The following is a 21,448-nucleotide window of genomic DNA, read 5'->3' as shown; positions in this document are numbered from 1 at the left end:
CACTTTATGGAGTATAACAATATGTCTCATGTTTTACGTTTATCCGTTCTGACAAGCGCAATACTTTCCGTTATGGCAAGCGCTCATGCAGAAACAACACCATCAAATCGCAATGATGTGATGACCGTCTATGCAACAGGTACTGAAAGAGATAGCTTCGATGCCCCAATGATGGTCACTGTGATCAAAAATGACTCACCTGAAACAAAAACGGCAAGTACGGTCAACGATATCTTGCGTAAAATTCCGGGGATCGGTGTTACTGGTACTAGTCGCACTAATGGTCAAGATATCTACATGCGTGGTTTTGACCGTCGCGGTATTTTAACCCTCGTCGATAATGTACGCCAAGGTACTGATACTGGTCACGTTAACGGCACATTTATTGATCCTGCACTGATAAAACAAGTCGAAATTGTTCGTGGCCCTTCAGCTCTACTGTATGGTAGCGGCGCGATGGGAGGTGTGATCGCTTGGGAAACCGTAGATGCTAAAGATCTATTACGTGAGGGTCAAAACAGTGGCTTTCGTGTCTTTAGCCAAGCTGCTACAGGGGATCATAGCTTTGGTTTTGGCGGTACATCTTTTGGGCGTACTGAGCAATTTGATGGTTTGTTTAGTTTTGTTACCAAACAAGTCGGAGATGTTCGCTTAAGCAATGGCGATGATATGGAAAACAAAGAAACCATCTCAAACCTACTCGCCAAAGGGACATGGCAGTTTGATGATAAGCAAAAGCTATCAGGGCAACTGCGCTATTACAATAACAATGCATATGAACCCAAAGACCCACAACAAATCGATATTACTAAGGATAATCTAAAGGTTAACCGCACTACACGTCAACGTGATGCCCAAGCGACTTACCAGTTAAACCCAGAATCAAACGATTGGTTAAATCTTAAAGCAACCACTTACTATTCTGACGTTAATATTACCGCTAAAGGTAAAAATACTCACTATGAAGGCCGTACCCAAAAAACTTATGGTCTGAAAGTTGATAATAAAACACACTTGTATGATTTACCTATCGCAGCCCATAACTTTACTTATGGCGGCGAAACATACAAACAAAATCAAACACCTTACGCTTCAACAACGCAATTCCCTGATGCTGATATCACCTTTGCTTCAGGTTTCTTGCAAGATGAAATCGCCTTAAAAGACTTACCTGTATCGTTTATTGTTGGCACTCGCTATGACCATTATAAAGCAACCGCTAAAGATAATGAGGACGTGAAAGAAGGCAAATGGTCTTCTAAAGGCGCCGTTAGCATTACACCAACAGACTGGTCAATGCTATTTGCCTCTTATTCAGAAGCTTTCCGAGCACCTTCTATGATGGAAATGTATAACGATGAAATTCATTTCCAAATGGGCCCAATAGTAAATAAATGGCGACCAAATCCCAATCTCAAACCAGAGTCTACACGTACTGCTGAATATGGGGTTGGGCTACGGTTTGATGATCTATTCACTGAACGTGACAATCTACAATTTAAAGCAAGTTATTTTGACACTAAAGCAAAAGACTATATCAATACCTATGTGAACGTTGACTTTAGAAATCCTCAGAATAACTACACAACCTCCATCAATACAAAACGAGCTAAAATTTGGGGTTGGGATGCTTCAATGGACTATAAAAACGACTATTTGGGTTGGAATTTAGCTTATAACCACACCGAAGGTAAAGATGAATCAAATGGTAAATCAATTACCTCCATTAAACCTGACTCGCTAACCAGCAACCTTAACGTACCAATTTCAGACAGTGGTTTTTCTGTGGGTTGGTTAGGTGAATTTACTCGTCATACCGATTTCAACGATGCATCCAAAGCACCGCGCCAAGCAGGCTACGCTGTTCATGATTTTTACGTTAGCTACCAAGGTGAAGGCCAATTAAAAGGCCTAGGAACCAGTGTCGTTTTAGGCAATGCCTTCGATAAAGAATACTACTCGTCACAAGGCGTCCCTCAGGATGGGCGTAATGCCAAGCTGCTCGTCAGCTTCCAATGGTAATTTATAGTTAATTAAGGAGATACACTGTGAGTTCAACACTTTTCGAGCGTTACCAACAAGCAAAAGCAGAAAACAAAGCAAAATACGCTCGTGATCTGGCTGCCTACCTTAATGTTTCAGAAGGTGAACTATTGCATTGTCGTGTAGGTCATGACAAAGCACAAAGACTGAATGTTGATGCCCCAACACTGCTGAAAGCGCTAGCATCTGTCGGTAAAGTTAAGGCCATCACCCGCAATGAGTATGTTGTTCATGAGCAAGTTGGTCGCTATGACAATGCAAAATTTAGCGACCATGCAGGGTTAATTTTAAATCCACGCGCCTTAGACTTACGCATGTTCTTCTCTCATTGGGATGCCATTTTCACGCTGACTGAAGATTCAAAAAATGGTGAACGCCATAGTATTCAATTTTTCGATAAACAAGGCGATGCGCTGCATAAAGTCTATACTACAGATGAGACTGATATGGCGGCATGGAACTCTCTCATTGCACAATATGCAACGTCAGACAATCCACCTCTTGCTATTGAAGCCGCTGTGCCATTCTCTGAGCAGCCAATCAGTGATGAATTGAAACAGCAGCTAGAACAAGAGTGGCGCAACATGACCGATGTCCACCAGTTCTTTATTTTATTGAAAAAAAATAATCTTAGTCGCCAACAAGTCTTCCGTGCCGTTAGTGATGATTTAGCATGGCAAGTTCCTGTTGATTCATTCAATCAATTAGTCAATACCGCGTTTAATGACCAAAATGAAATCATGATTTTTGTCGGTAATCGTGGCTGCGTGCAGATTTTTACTGGTCAATTAAAACGCCTTATGCCATACCAAGCAGAAGGTTCGGACATTAAATGGCTCAACATTTTTAATCCAGACTTTACGTTGCATATGATTGAAAACGGCGTTTCAGAGTGTTGGGTAACACGTAAACCTACTCAAGATGGTTTCGTAACAAGCCTTGAAGTCTTCGATAAAGACGGTAATCAAATCGTACAAATGTACGGGCAACGTACTGAAGGTACTCCAGAGCAAGAACAATGGCGTAATCAGGTTATGGCGCTACCGCACATTTAATCGTTAGGTAAATAAAAATGAAACAATGGCTTCTAATTGCAGTGACATTAATCATGAGCTTTTCCGCTCAATCAGCCGAACGGATCATCACGTTAGGTGGTGATGTTACGGAGATTGTTTTTGAACTTGATGCAGGCTCTCAAGTGGTTGCTCGAGATAGCACCAGCCTTCATCCTGCTCAAGCTGTTAAGCTACCCGATGTCGGTTATATGCGAATGCTCAACGCTGAAGGTGTGCTTTCTATGCGCCCAACGCTTGTGCTTGCCAGTGAACTAGCAAAACCCTCAATGGCACTTTCCCAGATAGAAAAAAGTGGTGTAAAAGTCATCAAGGTGACTGGTAAGCCTGCATTAGAAGCCATTCCAGAAAAAATTACAACGGTGGCTAATGCTGTCGGTAAAACAGAACAAGGTAAACGGTTAGTTGAGCAATTTAATCAACAGATTGCCAAAGTAAATACCTCACCCATAGATAAAAAAATTCTGTTTATCATGAGTCATGGTGGCGTAATGCCGCTTGCTGCGGGGCAGCAAACCGCTGCGGATAGTCTTATCAAAGCGGCGGGAGCTAAAAACGCCATGAACGGGTTTAATAGTTACCGCCCATTATCACAAGAAGGTGTGATTGCAAGTCAACCTGATTTGATTATCGTCACCCATGAAGGCATCAAATCATTAGGTGGTGAAGATAAAGTCTGGAAATTGCCAGGCCTGGCAATGACACCTGCCGCAAAAAATAAGGCACTAATCGTTGTTGATGATATGGGAATGCTTGGATTTAGCCTTGGTACCCCTAAAGTCATGCAACAGATACGCGAGGCATTAGAGAAGTTTCAATGAGTCGAATTAAATACCCTCTGTTCGCTATCATTGCGTTATTGTTCGTTTTGATGGCGATTGCCTTACTTGCCTCCAACGCTGGCGCAATGAATGTATCGTTTAAAACTCTGTGGCAGACGCCTGCCACAGACCCTCTTTGGCAGATCTGGCTCAATATCCGGCTACCACGTATTTTGCTAGCGATTTTAGTCGGTCTTGCTCTTGCTGTTTCAGGTGCCATCATGCAGGGGTTATTTCGTAACCCGCTTGCTGATCCCAGCTTATTAGGGATCAGCAGTGGCGCGGCCTTATGTGTCGCTGCATTTATTGTATTCTCTTTTTCATTACCTACCGCCCTACTTAACTATGGGCATATTGGCGCCGCTTTCGTCGGCAGCCTTATTGTTTCAATTATTATTTTTAGCTTAAATCGCTACTCAAATGGGAATTTAGCACGCTTACTTCTCGCTGGGATTGCGATCAATGCCTTGTGTATGTCATTCATCGGCGTACTAAGCTATATCAGCGATGACCAACAGCTGCGTACTTTTAGCTTATGGATGATGGGAACACTTGCGAATGTCGACTGGACTTCCTTAACGATTGCCGCCAGTGTTATCTTACCGACCTGCTTTGTCTGCCTTTGGCAAGGTAATAGACTTAATCTACTGCAACTAGGTGATGAAGACGCTCACTATCTCGGGTTAAATGTGGAGCGAACAAAATTTATTTTACTATTCCTTAGCGCCTTACTGGTAGGTTGTGCTGTTGCAATGAGTGGCGTGATTGGTTTCGTCGGCCTCGTGGTACCCCATTTAATCCGTATGACGCTAGGCCCTGATCACCGCTGGCTAATACCTGGCTCTGCGATTGTTGGAGCGACCTTACTTTTAATTGCCGATACCATTGCTCGAACTGCGGTTTCTCCTGCTGAAATTCCTGTTGGATTACTAACAGGACTCATTGGCGGGCCTTACTTTTTATGGCTAATTTTACGTCAACCAGCAGGGAGAGTTTAAACATCATGAATACACAAACTCTACTTGAAGCACGTAACCTCAGTTTTCACGTTGCCGATAAGGTATTAATAAAAGATATCAGTTTATCCATACAGCAACATGAAATGGTCGTCATTATTGGTCCAAACGGTGCAGGAAAATCCAGTTTATTAAAACTACTGACTGGTTTTCACTCTCCCACTCACGGGGAGTGTCTGTTAGAAGGTTTAGATTTACGCAAATGGCAACATAATGCATTGGCGAAAAAACGTGCGGTGATGAAGCAACAAAGTAGCTTATCATTTGCCTTTACTGTTGAAGATGTCGTGGCGATGGGGCGTAGCCCGTATGGCGCTGAGCATAAGCAACAAGCCATTGAAGAGGCGTTAGCACAAACAGATTGTTTGGAATTACGCCAACGCGATTTCCGTCAGCTTTCTGGTGGTGAACAACAACGCGTTCAGTTAGCACGAGTACTTGCTCAAGTCTGGCAACCCAACCATAGCCCTGCTTGTCTTTTTCTTGATGAACCAACTTCAGCTCTTGATCTTTACCATCAACAACATAGCCTACGGTTATTACACCAATTAACACGTGAGCGGCCTTTTGGCGTGTGTTGCGTCTTACACGATCTTAACCTTACCTCCCTGTATGCTGATCGCGTGTACTTAATTCACCAAGGCCAACTTGCGGCGGCAGGTACGCCTGAAGAAGTTCTGACGACAGAAAATCTAACTCGTTGGTATAAAGCAGATTTAGATGTGATCTCACATCCTGAAACAGCCACCCCACACATCTACTTGCGTCGTTAGTCACCTATTAGGTTTCTTGGGTCTTCTCAAGAAACCTAATAGTCTTCCCTTTGCATAATTTCATCTCCAGCTAACCTCTTTGCCAAAACAGGACATGAATGCCACGCCATGTATTTCTTGCTTATACCATGTTGAGTCAAGTGATTTTTTTAAATTGTTAAAGATACGTTAAGTAAATTGACTTATTTGATAGTTCAACTAAAGTTAAACAGTCAACCATTAGCATCAAAAATCACAGATTATTGAGCATTAACCCCCGTCACTATTACCTCGGTATTTCCTAAGTATTGATGGTAAAAATCAGCACACCTATCACAACTTAAGTTAAATTAATTTTTCAATATTTTACTTGGTTAATAATTTCGAATACATCCAACAAAAAAATTGAACTTGATATATCCGTCTGCTTTTTTGATATATCAACCCCTACCATTTACACTCAGCTATTTGATTTTAATAGGTAAATAACATACACTCTTGTATGTATAAGTTTGAGTTATTAATAAAATCTATCGTATCAATAACTATTCTCATTAAAAAAAAGCACGTTATGCCTATCGATATATCGGAAAAATGGGAAGAATAGACAGTAATTTCTTTAGTTATTATTAGTTATTAATGAACAATAACCCATAGAAGTGGGAGGTAAATATGTCTGAGAGTGTAGTCAACGATATTGTTAAATGGCTGGAAAGTCAGTTACAGCGCAATGAAGGCATCAAAATCGACACAATTGCCGATAAAAGTGGTTATTCAAAGTGGCATTTACAGCGTGTTTTCAAAGAAATGAAAGGTTGCACGCTTGGCGAATACGTTCGTAAACGCCGTTTATTAGAAGCTGCTAAATCATTACGCAATGGTAACCTGCCAATTTTAGATATCGCTCTGCAATATGGTTTTAGCTCACAAGCCACTTTTACACGTATCTTTAAAAAACACTTTGACATTACCCCAGCAAAATTTCGTCAAAGTGGTCAGTTGCCTGAATGTAAAACATTTATGTCTTGCAACTGCAACAACTAAATAAATTTCAGTTGTATAGTTGAGTATTAATAGTCCCCTTAATTATTTTTTCATTCCCTAAACATTGAAGTCTATGTCCGAGCCGGTAAATACCGGCTCTTTTTTTGAAATTTGCCCATATCGCTAACAAGTTTATCCTCAATACCGCCTTATATAGCAACAAAAGAAAGCTATCTTCTCTTAAAAGATCATTTCAGAACGGATAATAGAGTGATGTCATGCCTTTAAAGCACACACGTCCAATGTGTATTTTTTTGACATTCAGTGAAAAAAAACATAATCTGCGGCAACTCATTTATGAGTGTTATAGTTAAATTATTATTAATATTATTTTCTTATTGTTATAAAGGCTGTTTTTGTGGGACATTCCAGATTATTTGCATGGTATAAAAATAGAATGCAAAATAAAATCTTAAAAATAAAACACTATTTTTTATACATTATACCACTCATCATTCTTATCGTTTCATCAAAATTAATGTTGAAAGGTTCTGGGTATGCTCATCCAACTCCGAGAGACATTACGCTCGTCTGTGCTCTTTATATTATCCTTTACGCTTCAAAAAAAGCTTATTATTGGATAGGTGTACCAATAGCAATATTGTATGCTATTTATACGCCTATTGGACTGACCTTTGATAAACCAACCTACCAATATTTTGCTTCGGTTATTGCAACTGATGCTATTGAGGGCATTGAGTTTTTCACACAAATTCCATTTACTCATTATCTTTATGCCGTCCTCATTATTGTTGGAATATTCGCCTTCCAAAAATTATGTACAAAATTAAATATTAATTATTATCGAAACAAAACACTGATGATCATTCTGGTGATAATTGCCTTGATTAATCAATCACCATTTGATTATTTCTACAATATTTATGAATCCGTATCTAAGGTTAAGGGTGAGGTTAGCGCACTACATGATTTTACCAAATCCAGCGAATGGGGAAAATCAACGTTAAATAACAACAGCCGTTATGATGACTATGTATTAGTGATCGGAGAGAGTGTTCGCCGTGATTATATGGGTGTCTATGGATACCCTATAAATAACACCCCCTTCTTAAGCCGTGTGAACAGTACCATTATTGATGGGTTAAACAGTGCTGGAAATAACACTATTGGCTCATTAAGATTAATGTTAACACAGTCAGATAAAGAAAAATTAGAACCTAATTATGGCTTAAATCTAGTTGGACTCGCCAAATCAGCCGGTTTCAAAACATACTGGATATCGAATCAAGGTTATATCGGTAAACACGACACTCCAATTACCTTTATAGCAAAGCATGCTGATGTGAAAAAATTCAATAAACTCGGCGCCTTCAATTCTAATGATGAAAGTGATTTTTCCCTTATTCCTATCTTTCAAAAAGAATTAAATGCCCCTAGCCAAAAGAAACAAAAAAGATTATTTATTATACATCTTTATGGTTCACACCCGAACCCATGCGGTAGAATTCAGGATTATGAAAATCATTTTATTACCCAAGATAGGCAATATCATAATATCTCCTGCTATGTTGCAAGCATTAATAAAACAGATGAGATCCTTGAGTCAATTTATTCATTGTTAGAGACGCAATACCAACAAAAAGAACGTAAATTCTCAATGATTTACTTTGCTGATCATGGTCTTTCCCATCAAGAAGAGGGAGACCAAATAAAGCTCCTACACGGAAAAACAAAATATGCGTACCGTGTTCCATTAATCCAGCTCTCTTCCGATCACCAATCAACTCAATATATTGTTGCTAACAAATCTGGGATGATGTTTATTGATGGTATTGCTAATTGGTTAGGCGTTTCTAATCCACTTCTAAATGAAAATTATCATTTATTTAATTCAGAAAATTATATAGAAGATTTTGGTTTGAGTGAAAAAATAGAAGACAAACCGGATGACGCTATTAATATTCATGGTAAATAACGCTTAATGTTACCTACCCCTTACCTATTTTTATTTCGGGTTAGGTAACATTTAAGCAGCATAGAAACAAAGCGTATTTAGCTTAACTCATGCACTAGCCAGCTTTCAAGATCAGATAACTGTTCGGTTAATTCAGGCCATATTTGATGCATTTCTAATATTAATTTACGAATGGTTTCTGTTTGGTAAACTTGATCGGTAAGTTTCTGGCTTAACCATTCTAATGGGGATGGGTCAAGACTGTCCGTAAAAAATTGGCAACGTTTAATAACCCCTTTTTCAATATCAAAATGAAATTCGATACCTCCCCATGGGAAACGTGTATCACTATAATGGGTAAAAGCAGGTGCTTGACCGAAATTCCATTCCCAACTACTTTGCTTCGCAAAAGTTTCACGAAAATGCGGTAAGTCCGGTAATTTCTCAGGTGAGATAAATTCAGCCTCAACGGTTTCACCATAATAATCGAAAAAGCTTTTTACGATACCCTCGCACACTTTTTCATGACTGATATCTGATACCAGTTCACATAAATTCGTGACTCTTGAGCGAACTGAAGTGATCCCTTTAGCCTGTAATTTTTTAGGGTCAGGGTTAAGATAATCTGCAAGCCGATTTAAATCAGAATTGATAAGTAAAGTACCATGATGGAATCCTCTGTCACGGGTTTCTCGGTAAGCAGATCCTGATATTTTCCTTGGCCCATCATCGGTGTTTAATACCAAATCATTGCGACCAGAAACCTCAGCATTGATCCCCACCCTTGCTAAGCCATCCACAATAATTTTTGTCGAAATACTTTTATCATATTCTGGTTTGCCCGCCATGAAGGTAAAACACGTATTGCCGAGATCTTGAAAAACGGCACCGCCCCCGCTACTACGACGAGCTAAGCGTACATTATCCTCTTCCATACGACGCGTATTACACTCTTTCCATGGGTTCTGTGCTCGCCCAATAACGACCGTGTCAGCGTTACGCCATAAAAACATAACACGTTGATCGGCGGGCATTTGACGAAAAATCGTCTCTTCAACCGCAAGGTTAAACCAAGGGTCGAAAGATTCTGAAATCAGTAAACGTAAGCGAGACATTAAGCTATCCTAGAAACAAAAGTTGCAACTAAGATAGCATAATTGAAGACAAAAATGAGGGGATCACACGGGAAATCAGATACGCCGCGCTTGCCAAAACACTTTTCGCCAATACACATTATCCATTGACGAACGGATCACACCCTTACTGGTCGATGCATGAATAAAGGTATTATCTGTATCATAAATTCCGACATGTAAACCATTTTCACCGGACCCCGTTTTAAAGAAGACGAGATCACCCGGCATCAGATCGGATTTATCAATACGCGTTCCCAATCGTGTTTGATCTATCGTTGTACGCGGCAATTGGATAGCAAAACGGTCGCTAAATGTACGGTAAACAAACCCAGAGCAATCAATACCGCTTTGACTCATCCCACCATAATTATATGGCGTACCATACCATTGCTCTAACTGTTCTTTAAGTTGTGCAATGGTCATTATAGGGTCAGATAATTGCGTTTTTAGTGGCGGTGGTGGCGTTCTTTTTACCGACGTGGAAGAGCAGCCAATCAACACTAATGAAAGCAATAATGGTAGGTGTTGCCATTTTATTATCATGTTGCACCCTTAAATAAACAATCGACACGCTTAATTTATTATCATAGTTGCTCAAATATGAAAAATAAATTATCACGCAACCAAATTATTCTACTTTTGAGATTGTCCTTTTGTTGGACGGCTAATTAACCAAACACCAAGGATAATAAATGCAACGCCCCCTGCTTTTAGCCAAGTCGCGGGTTCATGATACCAAGGTAAAATAACCGCCAATAGATAAACAAATACATAGCTTAAACTAATCAGCGGATAGGCTTTATTAAGCGGGATGGATTTTAGTGCAAACAACCAACATAACATTGATAAGGCATAGCAGACTAACCCCACAAACACTATGCTAAGATTTGCCAGATTTGCGAGTAGCCATTCAGATTGTAACCAATGCCATCCTAATGTAAACGAAGGCAACCCCACTACACCTGCTTTTAAGCTTAATTGTGCAATGGTGACTAATAGCGCACTTCCTATTACCCAAAAATAGCCTTTGTTCATCCGCTTATACTCATCAAGAAAATACCAAACATAATTGCCGCCACACCTAACCAATGATTAAGCCCTGTCTGCTCATGGTAGACAAACTGACCAATCAAAGTAACCAACACAAAATTAATACTAAGCATTGGATACGCAATGCTAAGCGGCATGCTTTCGAGCAATTTAAGCCAAAACAGCATACCTAACCCAAGCATTAGCAATGCCAGCACCAGCCAACGAATGGCTGATGCCGTTTTATTATGTTTATCACCCTGCCAGCATACCACCGCTTGCTTTTGCGCTATTTGCCCAAGGCAAGTGAGTACACTAACTAAAAGCAGTAATAATAATTGAGCAATCATTGTTTGTGATACACCACTATCGCAATTCGCGAATTACTGATCACCTCATCTGGCTTAGGAATATCCGGTAATCCTTCTTTACGTCCAAGTAAGAAAACCACTGTCACTTGGCCTTCTTGGCGAGCTTTTGCCAACCAAGCCGCAAATTGATCAGGCTTCACTAAACGGTGTTGGCTATCCGGGTATTCCAAACCATAAGTCAGCTCACCGCTGCTATTATACAGGTAGATATTAGCGTTTTTCGTTTCCCACGCTAACCCGGCTGCAATGCCCACATTACTCGCCATAAGATATTTGCTATCCATCAACAAGTCATGGTTTTGGTGGATAAAGCTCTGTGGCAGTTTGGAATTTATCGTGTTATTTGGCAATGCACTACCGATACACAGGCTCACCGCCAACGAGCAAGAGGCGGCCCATAGCCAATATTTGGCATTTAACACGGTACATAGGTAACCGATGATACCCCAAATCGAAAAAGCAACGATACCAAGCACCATTTTTGACCATTCGTCGGCTTCGTATAACGGACGCTTAATCACCGTACTGACAACAATGACAGCGATTACGGCGAGCACCCCAATCGCAACGTTGATCATGCCATTGGCCTTTAATGCTTTCATCTTCCCACTGCGTACACAATCCACCCCATATTTAGCCATGAGCAGTGCTAGTGGAGCCATAAATGGCAGCATATATGTTGGCAATTTGCCGCGTGAAATGCTGAAGAAGATCACGGGCACAATAAACCAACAGAGTAAGAAAAACATATCTGGACTTGATTTGCGCTCTCTCCAACCTTTCAGCAAAGAGCCAGGTAATAACCCAACCCAAGGTATACTGCCTAATAAAATAATCGGAATGTAATACCAAAAAGGAGCAATGTGTTGCGCATCATCGGCGGTAAAACGTTTAATGTGCTCTATCCAGAAGAAATAATTCCAATAGTCAGGCTCCTGTTTAGCGATGGCTAGCGCCCAAGGTAAACTAATGATAACCGCTGATATAATCGCCAATGGCCCATACTTCACCATCTCAAGAAAGCGCTTTTGGTAGATTGTGATAGGCAACATTACAATCACAGGAATGGCAAGCGCAAGGAACCCTTTGGTCATAAAGGCCATCCCACACGCTAAACCAAGACATATCCATGCAGCAAGTTTTTCTTTTACGCCCCGCGCCTTCATTGCCCATAGGCAACAATACATACTGGCTGCTATCCAGAGTGATAGCATAGGGTCAAGTACACTATAGGTGCCGACAGCAAATACCAAGAACATCGACACATAAATAAAACTTGCGACATAAGCGACATGGTTGTTACGCCACATCATTTTTGCCATTCGGTAAACAAGTAATGCACTGAGCAAAATACAAAATACCGAACCAAAACGAACTGCAAAGTTAGTATCGCCAAAAATCATTTGGCTAATATTGTTGATCCAATAGCCTGCTACTGGCTTTTCAAAATAGCGTATATCCAGCATATATGGCACGATCCAATCACCGCGTTGTAACATTTCACGGCTGATTTCTGCATATCGTGTTTCGTCAGGTTGCCAGAGTAAACGGCTATTTAACGGTAGCAGATAAGTTAAGATAAAAAAAAGAGCCAGCAGAGAGGCTCCTACTTTGCTCGCTCGATTATTCAACATGCTTATACTATCCCTCTTCTTGGCAGCCAAGCCAACCCTCACGCCCTGGGAATGGCGCTCTCACGACTTTCCCTTTAGGTAAAGTGCTAATGTCTTCTGGCAGCAAATCACTCAATGTACAGAATTGGATTTCTTCTTGGGCAATTCGTTCCAATAATTGTGAAAATTGTTCTGATTTAGACATACCTTCAACTTCAGTATGAATGGTGTAAACGGGAACACCTTGATCCTCTTTTATCGCTTGAAGGATAAAATCATTAAAATTTTCATCACTGACAACGGTGCCAACGACTTCATCATAAGTCGGTAATGTGACTGGAATTTGTACCGTGCCTATTGAACCATCACGTAAAATGGGTCTAAATGGATACTTACCGCGACAATCGCTGTTGTAGTTAAAACCAAACTTTTGTTTAACCTCAAGCACACGTTCATCGCCTCGCCAGCCAGCAACTGCCGAACACGTAACAGGCTGACCGATGGCTTGCTGCAAAGCATCAACCCCCAATTTAACCTGCTCCGTTAATTGGGCTTCGCTCCATTTAGCCACTTTGGCTTGCCAACCTTGGTGATCCCAAGCATGCAACCCTACTTCATGACCTGCATCTAGCGTTTGTTTCATCAAATAGCCTAAATCTTTGGCTATTTTTTTACCTGGCCACGCTGTACCCGCCAATAAAATATCTAGCCCATATAGGGAGGCGGCATTTGACCTCAGCATTTTCCACAGGAATTTAGGACGCAAAAGGCGCCATAAATGGCGCCCCATGTTATCGGGTCCTACACTGAAGAAAAAGCTGGCCTGAATGTCATGCTGTTTCAGCACGTTGAGTAGTTGTGGTACACCTTCTAATGTGCCTCGATAGGTATCCACATCAATTCTCAAGCCAACTTTTTTCATTAGTTCTTACCTAATTCTTCTACCGCACCTTGCAAGAAGAAATCCAGTGTCTCTTCAATAGTATCTTTCATATCGATTGTTGGAACCCAATCAAGCAGACGACGTGCATTTTCCACACTTGGTTTACGGTGCTCAACATCTTGATAACCTTTACCATAGTAGCTGCTACTTTCGATTTCACGGAAACCTGCAAACGGAGGGAAATGGCCGCGTAGAGGGTGTTTTTCGAAACTTTCAAGTAACATTTCAGCTAATTGGCGAATGCTTGCTTCGTTTGTTGGGTTACCGATATTGATGATCTGACCGTCGCATTTGCCGTCTTTGTTTTCAATAATACGGAACAGTGCTTCGATACCATCTTTAATATCAGTGAAACAGCGTTTTTGCTCACCACCATCAACCAATTTAATTGGCGAACCTTCAACTAAATTCAAGATTAACTGAGTGATCGCACGAGAGCTACCAATACGTGCTGAGTTCAGGCTATCCAAACGTGGCCCCATCCAGTTAAACGGACGGAATAACGTAAATTTCAAGCCTTCTTTCGCGCCATATGCCCAAATTACTCGGTCTAACAGCTGTTTAGACACAGAGTAGATCCAGCGCTGTTTATTGATAGGACCAACAATCAAACGTGACTCATCTTCATCAAACTCTTTATCATCACACATACCATAAACTTCAGAAGTCGATGGGAAGATAATACGTTTGTTATATTTCACGCAGTAACGCACGATTTTCAGGTTTTCTTCAAAGTCTAATTCAAAGACACGCAGTGGGTTACGGGTATATTCGATTGGTGTTGCAATCGCCACCAATGGCAGAATAACGTCACATTTCTTAATGTGGTATTCGATCCATTCGGTATGAATACTGACGTCACCTTCGATAAAGTGGAAACGTGGGTTACCAATAAAGCGGTCAATCGCCGATGAGCTGATATCCATACCATAGATATCATAATTATCATCTTGCAATAAACGCTCTGTTAAATGGTTACCGATAAAACCGTTAACACCTAAGATCAGAACACGCTTACGACGTTTAATTTGTGCAGTCGGTTTTGGCCCTACACGAACATCAGTCACGATACCCATTTCATTTGCTAGACGGTTGCCTTGCATATATAAACCGGAGTCACCCTGACCACTAACAACTTCAATAGCCCCTTCGCCACAAGCAATACGCAGAGGGTCACTTGATAATACTGTACCCGCGCGTTTACCTTGATTATCATCGAGCACACGTGCACGCCAAATTACCATTTTACGCTCACCTAAATAGGTAAATGCGCCTGGGTATGGCTCAGTAACAGCACGAATTAAGCAATCAATTTCTTTTGCAGAACGGTTCCAGTCGATCAAGCCATCTTGAGCGGTACGACGACCGAAATAGCTTGCTTGGCTCTCATCTTGCGCCACTGTTTTATAGCTACCTGCTTCAATCAATGGCAGTGTTTTATCTAACAGTACTTCAGCCGCTTCACGAACTTTTGCGTGTAACGTTAATGCAGTATCAGTATCGGTGATTGTGACTTTTTCTTGTGCAACAATGTCACCAGCGTCGGCTTTAGTGACCATTTTGTGCAACGTCACGCCTGTTTCTTTCTCGCCGTTCAGCAATGCCCAGTTAATTGGCGCACGACCGCGGTATTTAGGCAGTAAAGAGCCATGCAGGTTAAATGCACCTTTAGGAGCCAATGCCAGCAGTTCTTCACTGAGCATATCGCGGTAATAGAATGAGAAAATTACATCAGGTTTTAATTCGCGAATACGTTCAATCCATAGCGGATGGTTTACGTTTTCTGGCGCGTAAACAGGAAGTTCCATGTCCGCGCTGACACGCGCTACTGAAGAGAAAAAGTGGTTTTCGTTAGGATCATCAGTATGAGTAAATACTGCTTGAATATCGAAACCTGCTTTTTTTAGCGCTTTCAGCCCTACACAGCCAATATCATGATAGGCAAAAACAATAGCTTTCATTAGTTTTCTTCCTGGTTTTTGTCAGTCTTAGCCTTAGCACCGACGACTTTTTGAATAAAATAACGGGGTCTCGCGCGCACATCATTATAAATCCTGCCGATATATTCACCAAGCAAGCCCATAGCAACAAATTGTGCACCGATAAACATAAAGAGTATTGCAAACAGTGTGAATACGCCGTCAGCGGCCCATGTTGCACCAAAGAGCAAACGTAATACGATTAACAACACTGCAAGCAAGAAACCGCCTGCTGCAATAATACTCCCAACAACACTTAACAAACGCAAAGGTGCTGTTGTTAAACACGTCAACAGGTCATACATTAAATTAATCAGCTTCATAAAGCTGTATTTAGAATCGCCAAACTCACGTTCAGCATGCGCTACATCAATTTCAATGGTTCTACGAGCAAACGTGTTGGCTAAAATTGGAATAAATGTACTTCTTTCATGGCATTGTAACATCGCATCAATAATATGACGGCGATAAGCACGCAACATACAACCATAATCGCCCATAGAGCGACCGGTCGCTTTTGTGATCATCGCATTAATCATTTTAGATGCCGTTTTACGGAACCAAGAATCTTGACGGTTAGCACGACGCGTGCCAACAACATCATAGCCTTGTGCCGCCGTTTGCACTAAGCGAGGGATCTCTTCTGGAGGGTTTTGTAAATCAGCATCCAGTGTAATCACCAAATCACCATCCGCTTGATTGAAACCAGCCATAATTGCAGAATGCTGCCCATAATTACGATTCAAAATAATCGCGATAACATGGTTATCAGGATTTTCTGCTGCCTCAGTCAACATTTTAGCGGAACGGTCACTACTTCCATCATCCACTAAAATCAACTCATACTCTTGCGTAAGTTGTTTACACGCTTTAATTGTACGCTCAAGTAACTGAGGTAGGCTTTGCTCTTCATTATAAACAGGGATTACAACAGAGACTTTTTTTATCTCTTCAAATTCATCTACAAATGACACTATTTTGACTCCAAAAGGATTTCATTTATCGCTTTAACAACCCGATCAACATCTGCATCAGACATATCAGGGAAGAGAGGCAGGGAACAAAGGGTCGCGGTGTTCCATTCTGACTCTACGAGTGAGAGCTCTGGGTATTTCTCACGGTAATATTTCTGTGTATGTGCGGCACGGAAATGTAAACCTGTACCGATATCATACGCTTTTAGTTTTTCCATAAAGCTATCACGATCAATACCGCATACACTTTTATCGACACGCACCATAAATAAGTGGTTAGCATGCAAATGTGAATATTCAGGAACTGAAAGCATTTGTAATGGGGAGTCTTTCAGTGCGGCACGATAACGCGCTACCAATTGTGCACGACGTTGATTCATTTCTTCAACACGAGACAACTGAACAACAGCAATCGCTGCATGAATATCAGATAAATTATATTTTAAACCAGGTTCAACCACTTCTGCTTGTGGTTTTCGACCTTGCATTTGTCTATCAAAGGCGTCAACCCCGAGACCATGGAATTTTAAGGTACGAACGCGCTGTGCTAATTCATCATCATCAGTGACGACTAATCCACCTTCCGCACACGTCACATTTTTAATTGCATGAAAAGAAAAAATAGCGGTTCCCTGCTGACCAATCCATTCTTCTTTATAGCGCGTTCCCACCGCATGAGCCGCATCTTCAATCAACGCCACTCCTGCTTTTTGCGCGATAGCACGCAAAGCGTCAAGATCACAAGGAGCACCTGCGTAATGTACAGGAATTATCGCTTTCGTTTTCGCAGTAAGCGCTTTTTCTACCGCATCGGGTTGTACCATTAATGTATCACGGTCGACATCAATCATAACGGGTGTCGCGCCTAATAACTCAATCATATTAATGGTGGATACCCATGTCTGCGACGGGGTGATCACCTCATCGCCTGGGCCGATACCCAATGCCATTAAAACAACATGCATACCCGCAGTGGCTGAACTTAGCGCTATTGCATGCTTACAACCATAACGTTCACAAAAATCTTGTTCCAACTGATGGTTCTGAGGCCCTGTCGTAATCCAGCCTGAACGTAGAACTTTCTCTACTGCCTTAACCTCTTCGTCACCGATTGCCGGTTTTGAAAACGGAAGGAAATTGCTCATATAATCTGTAGCCTAATTTTTTATTAAGAAGAGAGTATTCTAGTTAAAGTTACTTTAACCGAACATCAACACCTGAAAACATTTCTTATATCGTAAAGCATAATGAAACCGACGATTAAAACAATTTTTCTGCTACTCGTCAAAACTAATTACTTGCCAAGTTTTCGTTTCGCTATCTGTACTTGAAATAATTTTACTTGCAAATATCTCAGATAAATTAAAGTCAGTCATCACTTGCTCAGGTTTACCTGAAAAAATAATTTCACCTTTTTTTAACATCCATATACGACTTGCATGTCGATATGAATGACTCAAGTTATGCCCACTCATTATAACCGTTCCTTGGCAATCACAAAAATATTTCACCCATTTATCAAGCTTGGATTGTTGAATAATATCTAAATTGTTTGTTGGTTCATCAAATAGAATAAATTTTCCACTTAAATCTTGACGATCCCAAACTTGCAAAAAAGTTGCAATAATACGGACTCGCTGCCATTCACCACCCGAAAGTTGTGTAATAGGTTTCATTAACAAGCACGCTAATTGGAAATCTTCAGTTAATTGGTTAAATAACGCTATTTGATACTCATTTGATGAATAAAACAGCGCCAGATATTGAAAGACTTTTAAAATAGGTTGCGTTGATACTTGCTGAGGAAAATAGGCTCTCTGCTGACGCAAAGCTTGCACCCGATACTCGTTGAGCGCCCGACCATTAATATTTAATTGTCCTTGAAAAGCTAAAAAACCACTCATTCCACTGAGCAAGGTACTTTTCCCCGCCCCATTTGCACCAAGTAAATGAATTTGCTCTCCCGCAAACACAGTTTCATTAATATTGATAAGTCGGCTATCAATGGAAAACTGAATTAGCTCAATGATAGGTTGTCTATTCATCATTTTATTTTATCGCCATTGATTGTTACGCGCTAATAGCCAAATAAAGATAGGTGCCCCTAATGTCGCGGTTATCACACCAATAGGTACCTCAGCATTAGCAATCAGTGTGCGTGAAAGCATATCGGCTAATAATAACCCTCCCGCTCCTGTGATAGCACACCCCGGCAATAATGTTCGGTGGTCGGTCAATCCTGCCAACCGTAAAATATGGGGAATGACTAACCCAACGAAACTAATAGCACCCGCAATAGCAACGCTCAAACCAATTAGCACCCCCGTCACGATAATCAGAGCAAGACGCCAGCGATGGTGAGAAAAACCGAGTTGATAAGCTTGCAATGATCCAAGTGATAAGTAATTGAGTGTATTACCTTGGCAAATTGCCCACAATAAAAAAGGAATACAAGCAATGACTAGAGCAAATTGACGCCAATCAATACCGCTAAAGCTTCCCATCATCCAATAGAGGAGTTGACGTAGGTCTAGGCTGCTACTCATATAGACCATCCAAGTCATTATCGCACCACAAATCACACCAAGCGCCACGCCAACTAGCAGTAAGCTCGTGTTATTAAAATGCTTTCGTTTGGCAAAAAACAGCAGTATCGCGGTTAATAATAATGCACCAACAATTGCACCTGAACTTATTAGCCAATACTGAGTTACCCCATGAGAGAGCAAAACAATCAGAACGACGGCGACACCAGCACCATTGCTGATCCCCAATAACCCAGGTTCAGCCAGTGGATTTTCGAATAAGGCTTGCATGATAGCCCCTGTTACCGCAAGGGCTGCACCAATGGTAATGACTGCCAATAATCGAGGAAAACGAATTTGCCAAATAAATAATTGTGCCGATTCGCTCGCCCATTGGTTTGGCCATAACCCTACTTCACCGACACTCAAAGCCAAGACACTGACAACGATTAAAAAACAGACCAATACACACAGTAACCGTATATCGGCGTGCCTCTGACGTTTTTGAAGGGTAAGCAATTGATTATTCATTAAGTAGAAAATGTCTTAAATATTAACAGTATTGCCTAATTATAGCTTTTTGTGCAAGCGATACCAATGCAGCAAATTTATACTGCACATCCATTTTTATTTGAGCATTTGAAGGGACAATATGAAATCGACTTTATCAACATCAACGCCCGACTTCACTTCCACAACTAAAATAGCCGATACACCCCTTAAGCCTATCAATCAACCCAAAACAAGCCTCTTTGCTGCATCAATCCAACGAGTGACTAATGTTTTAAAAAAATTTTTAGGGTTACCTTCGCAACACCAACATGAATCTATTGAAATAAAAAATAAAAATATTGATGTATTAAATTACAAAAAATTAAGCGATAGCGATCAAGAAAATGCGCTCCCCCCTTCTCAATACAAAACCCCGGCTGAATTAAACGCAATGCAAATGCGGATAGCGCAACAACAAACAGCAAAACTCATTGAAAAACAGAATATAGATGCTATCAATGAGTATATTGGTATCGCTTATGAAGATCGCCTTAAATACCAGCAAATTAATGAGATTGGTACTGCTATCTTATCTCATCCAAATTACTTACATGAAACAGGACCATTTCGAATATCAGGCAACAAACAGAGAGTTGAAATAATATTAGAGCATCTCGCTAGCAATAAATCTATTGATATCTTTTTTATTCAAAAAAATAACATTGACGTATCTGATCTAACATCAGCATATAAAAAATTAGTTGGCAACGTTTTAGATAGTTCATCGAGTGAACAAAAAACATTATCGACTCTCTTCACAAAATATCATGATGCAATCGGAAACAAAGCTACAGTGAAACGTGCTATTGAAACAAACCCAACATTGGCAACGAGCGAAAATAATATTTTAGCCGTTTCTGATACAAAAATTTTAGACTCACTGCCACCGCTAAAAAAACTGCCATTGATATTGCAAATAGCGGTGCCCCTACTTACCGAAATCAGCCGTCATGCAGAAAAACACCAGATGACCCCAGAAAATTTATCGATCGCCTTTGCCCCGACTCTCGATAGAACCGATTATTCTAAAACAACGGGAAATCCTCTTGATCAACTCAAACAAATAGGACTTGCACAATTACCTATTAATTATTTTACCGCATTGTTGCAAAGATAGGCGACCGAATATAAATTTTTCCACCTTTAAAGCTATAGCTACCGATACCATAGGTAGCTATTTAAAATATCGATAAATACATCAGTGTGATCAATCCTCAATACCCTCTAAATATTTTCTAGCTGATAGTGTGGAAGCCCTATTCTGCATCCAGATAGATAGCATAAAATATATTGAAATAATGCTGTGCCATGAAAAACAAAAGACCGCCTAAACGGCGGTCTTTTACTCGCAATGCAAGTCTACTATCACTCTTTTGGTGTCGCTTTTTCGACGCGGCTCTTCAATTTTTGGCCAGGACGGAAAGTGACAACACGGCGTGCAGTAATTGGAATATCTTCCCCAGTTTTTGGGTTACGACCGGGACGTTGATTTTTATCACGTAAATCAAAGTTACCGAATCCAGATAATTTCACTTGCTCACCATTTTCTAAGGAGAGGCGAACCTCCTCAAAGAAAGATTCCACAAGGTCTTTAGCATCACGTTTGCTAACACCCAGTTTTTCAAACAAATTTTCTGACATTTCAGCTTTAGTAAGCGCCAT

General features: G+C 40.7%; 20 protein-coding genes. 8 read left to right on the top strand and 12 right to left on the bottom strand.

Going from position 1 to position 21,448, the window contains the following annotated elements:
• The first annotated feature begins 21 nt into the window (after nt 1–21).
• The 7 genes from PR709_RS09825 (at nt 22) to PR709_RS09795 (ending at nt 8,685) form a co-directional block, all read left to right on the top strand.
• On the top strand, nt 22–2,022 hold the full coding sequence (locus PR709_RS09825; RefSeq protein ID WP_014658210.1) for a TonB-dependent hemoglobin/transferrin/lactoferrin family receptor: 2,001 nt from the start codon (nt 22–24) through the stop codon (nt 2,020–2,022).
• Between the two features lie 26 nt (nt 2,023–2,048).
• Complete coding sequence (locus PR709_RS09820) at nt 2,049–3,098, top strand: hemin-degrading factor (protein WP_004919129.1); 1,050 nt, start codon at nt 2,049–2,051, stop codon at nt 3,096–3,098.
• Between the two features lie 17 nt (nt 3,099–3,115).
• Nucleotides 3,116–3,937, top strand: a complete 822-nt coding sequence (locus PR709_RS09815; protein WP_036939993.1) for a heme/hemin ABC transporter substrate-binding protein — start codon at nt 3,116–3,118, stop codon at nt 3,935–3,937.
• Nucleotides 3,934–4,935 carry a FecCD family ABC transporter permease gene (locus PR709_RS09810; RefSeq protein ID WP_004919125.1) on the top strand — a complete coding sequence of 334 codons (1,002 nt, stop codon included), beginning with the start codon at nt 3,934–3,936 and terminating at the stop codon, nt 4,933–4,935. Before PR709_RS09815 ends, PR709_RS09810 begins: the two co-directional genes overlap by 4 nt.
• Before the next feature lie 5 nt (nt 4,936–4,940).
• Nucleotides 4,941–5,726: a heme ABC transporter ATP-binding protein gene (locus PR709_RS09805; protein WP_004919124.1), complete on the top strand. Its 786-nt coding sequence runs from the start codon at nt 4,941–4,943 to the stop codon at nt 5,724–5,726.
• A gap of 651 nt (nt 5,727–6,377) precedes the next feature.
• Nucleotides 6,378–6,749 carry a helix-turn-helix domain-containing protein gene (locus PR709_RS09800; RefSeq protein ID WP_014658208.1) on the top strand — a complete coding sequence of 124 codons (372 nt, stop codon included), beginning with the start codon at nt 6,378–6,380 and terminating at the stop codon, nt 6,747–6,749.
• A gap of 397 nt (nt 6,750–7,146) precedes the next feature.
• Nucleotides 7,147–8,685 (top strand): phosphoethanolamine transferase, encoded by a 1,539-nt coding sequence (locus PR709_RS09795; RefSeq protein ID WP_272570877.1) that lies wholly within the window; start codon nt 7,147–7,149, stop codon nt 8,683–8,685.
• A gap of 77 nt (nt 8,686–8,762) precedes the next feature.
• Here PR709_RS09795 and PR709_RS09790 read toward each other — a convergent pair whose 3' ends face one another.
• From PR709_RS09790 to btuC, 11 genes are all read right to left on the bottom strand, one after another.
• Entirely contained in the window at nt 8,763–9,779 is a 1,017-nt protein-coding gene (locus tag PR709_RS09790; RefSeq protein WP_004919115.1) for a lipoate--protein ligase, read from the bottom strand.
• Nucleotides 9,780–9,854: 75 nt separating this feature from the next.
• Nucleotides 9,855–10,343, bottom strand: a complete 489-nt coding sequence (locus tag PR709_RS09785) for a C40 family peptidase (RefSeq protein WP_014658203.1) — start codon at nt 10,341–10,343, stop codon at nt 9,855–9,857.
• Nucleotides 10,344–10,433: 90 nt separating this feature from the next.
• On the bottom strand, nt 10,434–10,835 hold the full coding sequence (arnF, locus tag PR709_RS09780) for a 4-amino-4-deoxy-L-arabinose-phosphoundecaprenol flippase subunit ArnF (RefSeq protein ID WP_004919107.1): 402 nt from the start codon (nt 10,833–10,835) through the stop codon (nt 10,434–10,436).
• On the bottom strand, nt 10,832–11,179 hold the full coding sequence (arnE, locus tag PR709_RS09775; protein WP_004919105.1) for a 4-amino-4-deoxy-L-arabinose-phosphoundecaprenol flippase subunit ArnE: 348 nt from the start codon (nt 11,177–11,179) through the stop codon (nt 10,832–10,834). Before arnE ends, arnF begins: the two co-directional genes overlap by 4 nt.
• On the bottom strand, nt 11,176–12,834 hold the full coding sequence (arnT, locus tag PR709_RS09770) for a lipid IV(A) 4-amino-4-deoxy-L-arabinosyltransferase (RefSeq protein WP_004919103.1): 1,659 nt from the start codon (nt 12,832–12,834) through the stop codon (nt 11,176–11,178). Before arnT ends, arnE begins: the two co-directional genes overlap by 4 nt.
• A gap of 7 nt (nt 12,835–12,841) precedes the next feature.
• The gene (gene arnD / locus PR709_RS09765) at nt 12,842–13,735 is read right to left on the bottom strand and encodes a 4-deoxy-4-formamido-L-arabinose-phosphoundecaprenol deformylase (RefSeq protein ID WP_004919102.1); all 894 of its coding nucleotides are present in this window, start codon (nt 13,733–13,735) and stop codon (nt 12,842–12,844) included.
• Nucleotides 13,735–15,717: a bifunctional UDP-4-amino-4-deoxy-L-arabinose formyltransferase/UDP-glucuronic acid oxidase ArnA gene (gene arnA, locus PR709_RS09760; protein ID WP_004919101.1), complete on the bottom strand. Its 1,983-nt coding sequence runs from the start codon at nt 15,715–15,717 to the stop codon at nt 13,735–13,737. The genes arnD and arnA overlap by 1 nt, the downstream gene beginning before the upstream one ends.
• Nucleotides 15,717–16,709 (bottom strand): undecaprenyl-phosphate 4-deoxy-4-formamido-L-arabinose transferase, encoded by a 993-nt coding sequence (gene arnC / locus PR709_RS09755; RefSeq protein WP_004919099.1) that lies wholly within the window; start codon nt 16,707–16,709, stop codon nt 15,717–15,719. The genes arnA and arnC overlap by 1 nt, the downstream gene beginning before the upstream one ends.
• Nucleotides 16,709–17,854 (bottom strand): UDP-4-amino-4-deoxy-L-arabinose aminotransferase, encoded by a 1,146-nt coding sequence (gene arnB / locus PR709_RS09750; RefSeq protein WP_004919097.1) that lies wholly within the window; start codon nt 17,852–17,854, stop codon nt 16,709–16,711. The genes arnC and arnB overlap by 1 nt, the downstream gene beginning before the upstream one ends.
• Nucleotides 17,855–17,986: 132 nt before the next feature.
• A complete protein-coding gene (locus tag PR709_RS09745; RefSeq protein WP_004919095.1) occupies nt 17,987–18,757 on the bottom strand; it encodes a vitamin B12 ABC transporter ATP-binding protein BtuD in 771 nt (256 codons plus the stop codon).
• Between the two features lie 6 nt (nt 18,758–18,763).
• Nucleotides 18,764–19,765 carry a vitamin B12 ABC transporter permease BtuC gene (btuC, locus tag PR709_RS09740; RefSeq protein WP_004919093.1) on the bottom strand — a complete coding sequence of 334 codons (1,002 nt, stop codon included), beginning with the start codon at nt 19,763–19,765 and terminating at the stop codon, nt 18,764–18,766.
• Between the two features lie 121 nt (nt 19,766–19,886).
• Here btuC and PR709_RS09735 point away from each other — a divergent pair, with 121 nt between their 5' ends.
• A complete protein-coding gene (locus tag PR709_RS09735; protein ID WP_272570876.1) occupies nt 19,887–20,903 on the top strand; it encodes a RhoGAP domain-containing protein in 1,017 nt (338 codons plus the stop codon).
• A 248-nt stretch (nt 20,904–21,151) separates the two neighbouring features.
• Here PR709_RS09735 and ihfA read toward each other — a convergent pair whose 3' ends face one another.
• Nucleotides 21,152–21,448 carry an integration host factor subunit alpha gene (gene ihfA, locus PR709_RS09730; protein ID WP_004919089.1) on the bottom strand — a complete coding sequence of 99 codons (297 nt, stop codon included), beginning with the start codon at nt 21,446–21,448 and terminating at the stop codon, nt 21,152–21,154.

Origin of the sequence: Providencia sp. PROV267 (genome assembly GCF_028477825.1) — a bacterium.
GTDB lineage: Bacteria > Pseudomonadota > Gammaproteobacteria > Enterobacterales > Enterobacteriaceae > Providencia > Providencia stuartii.
The sequence above is the reverse complement of the archived record's forward strand: the minus strand, read 5'-3'. Positions and strand labels throughout refer to the sequence as shown.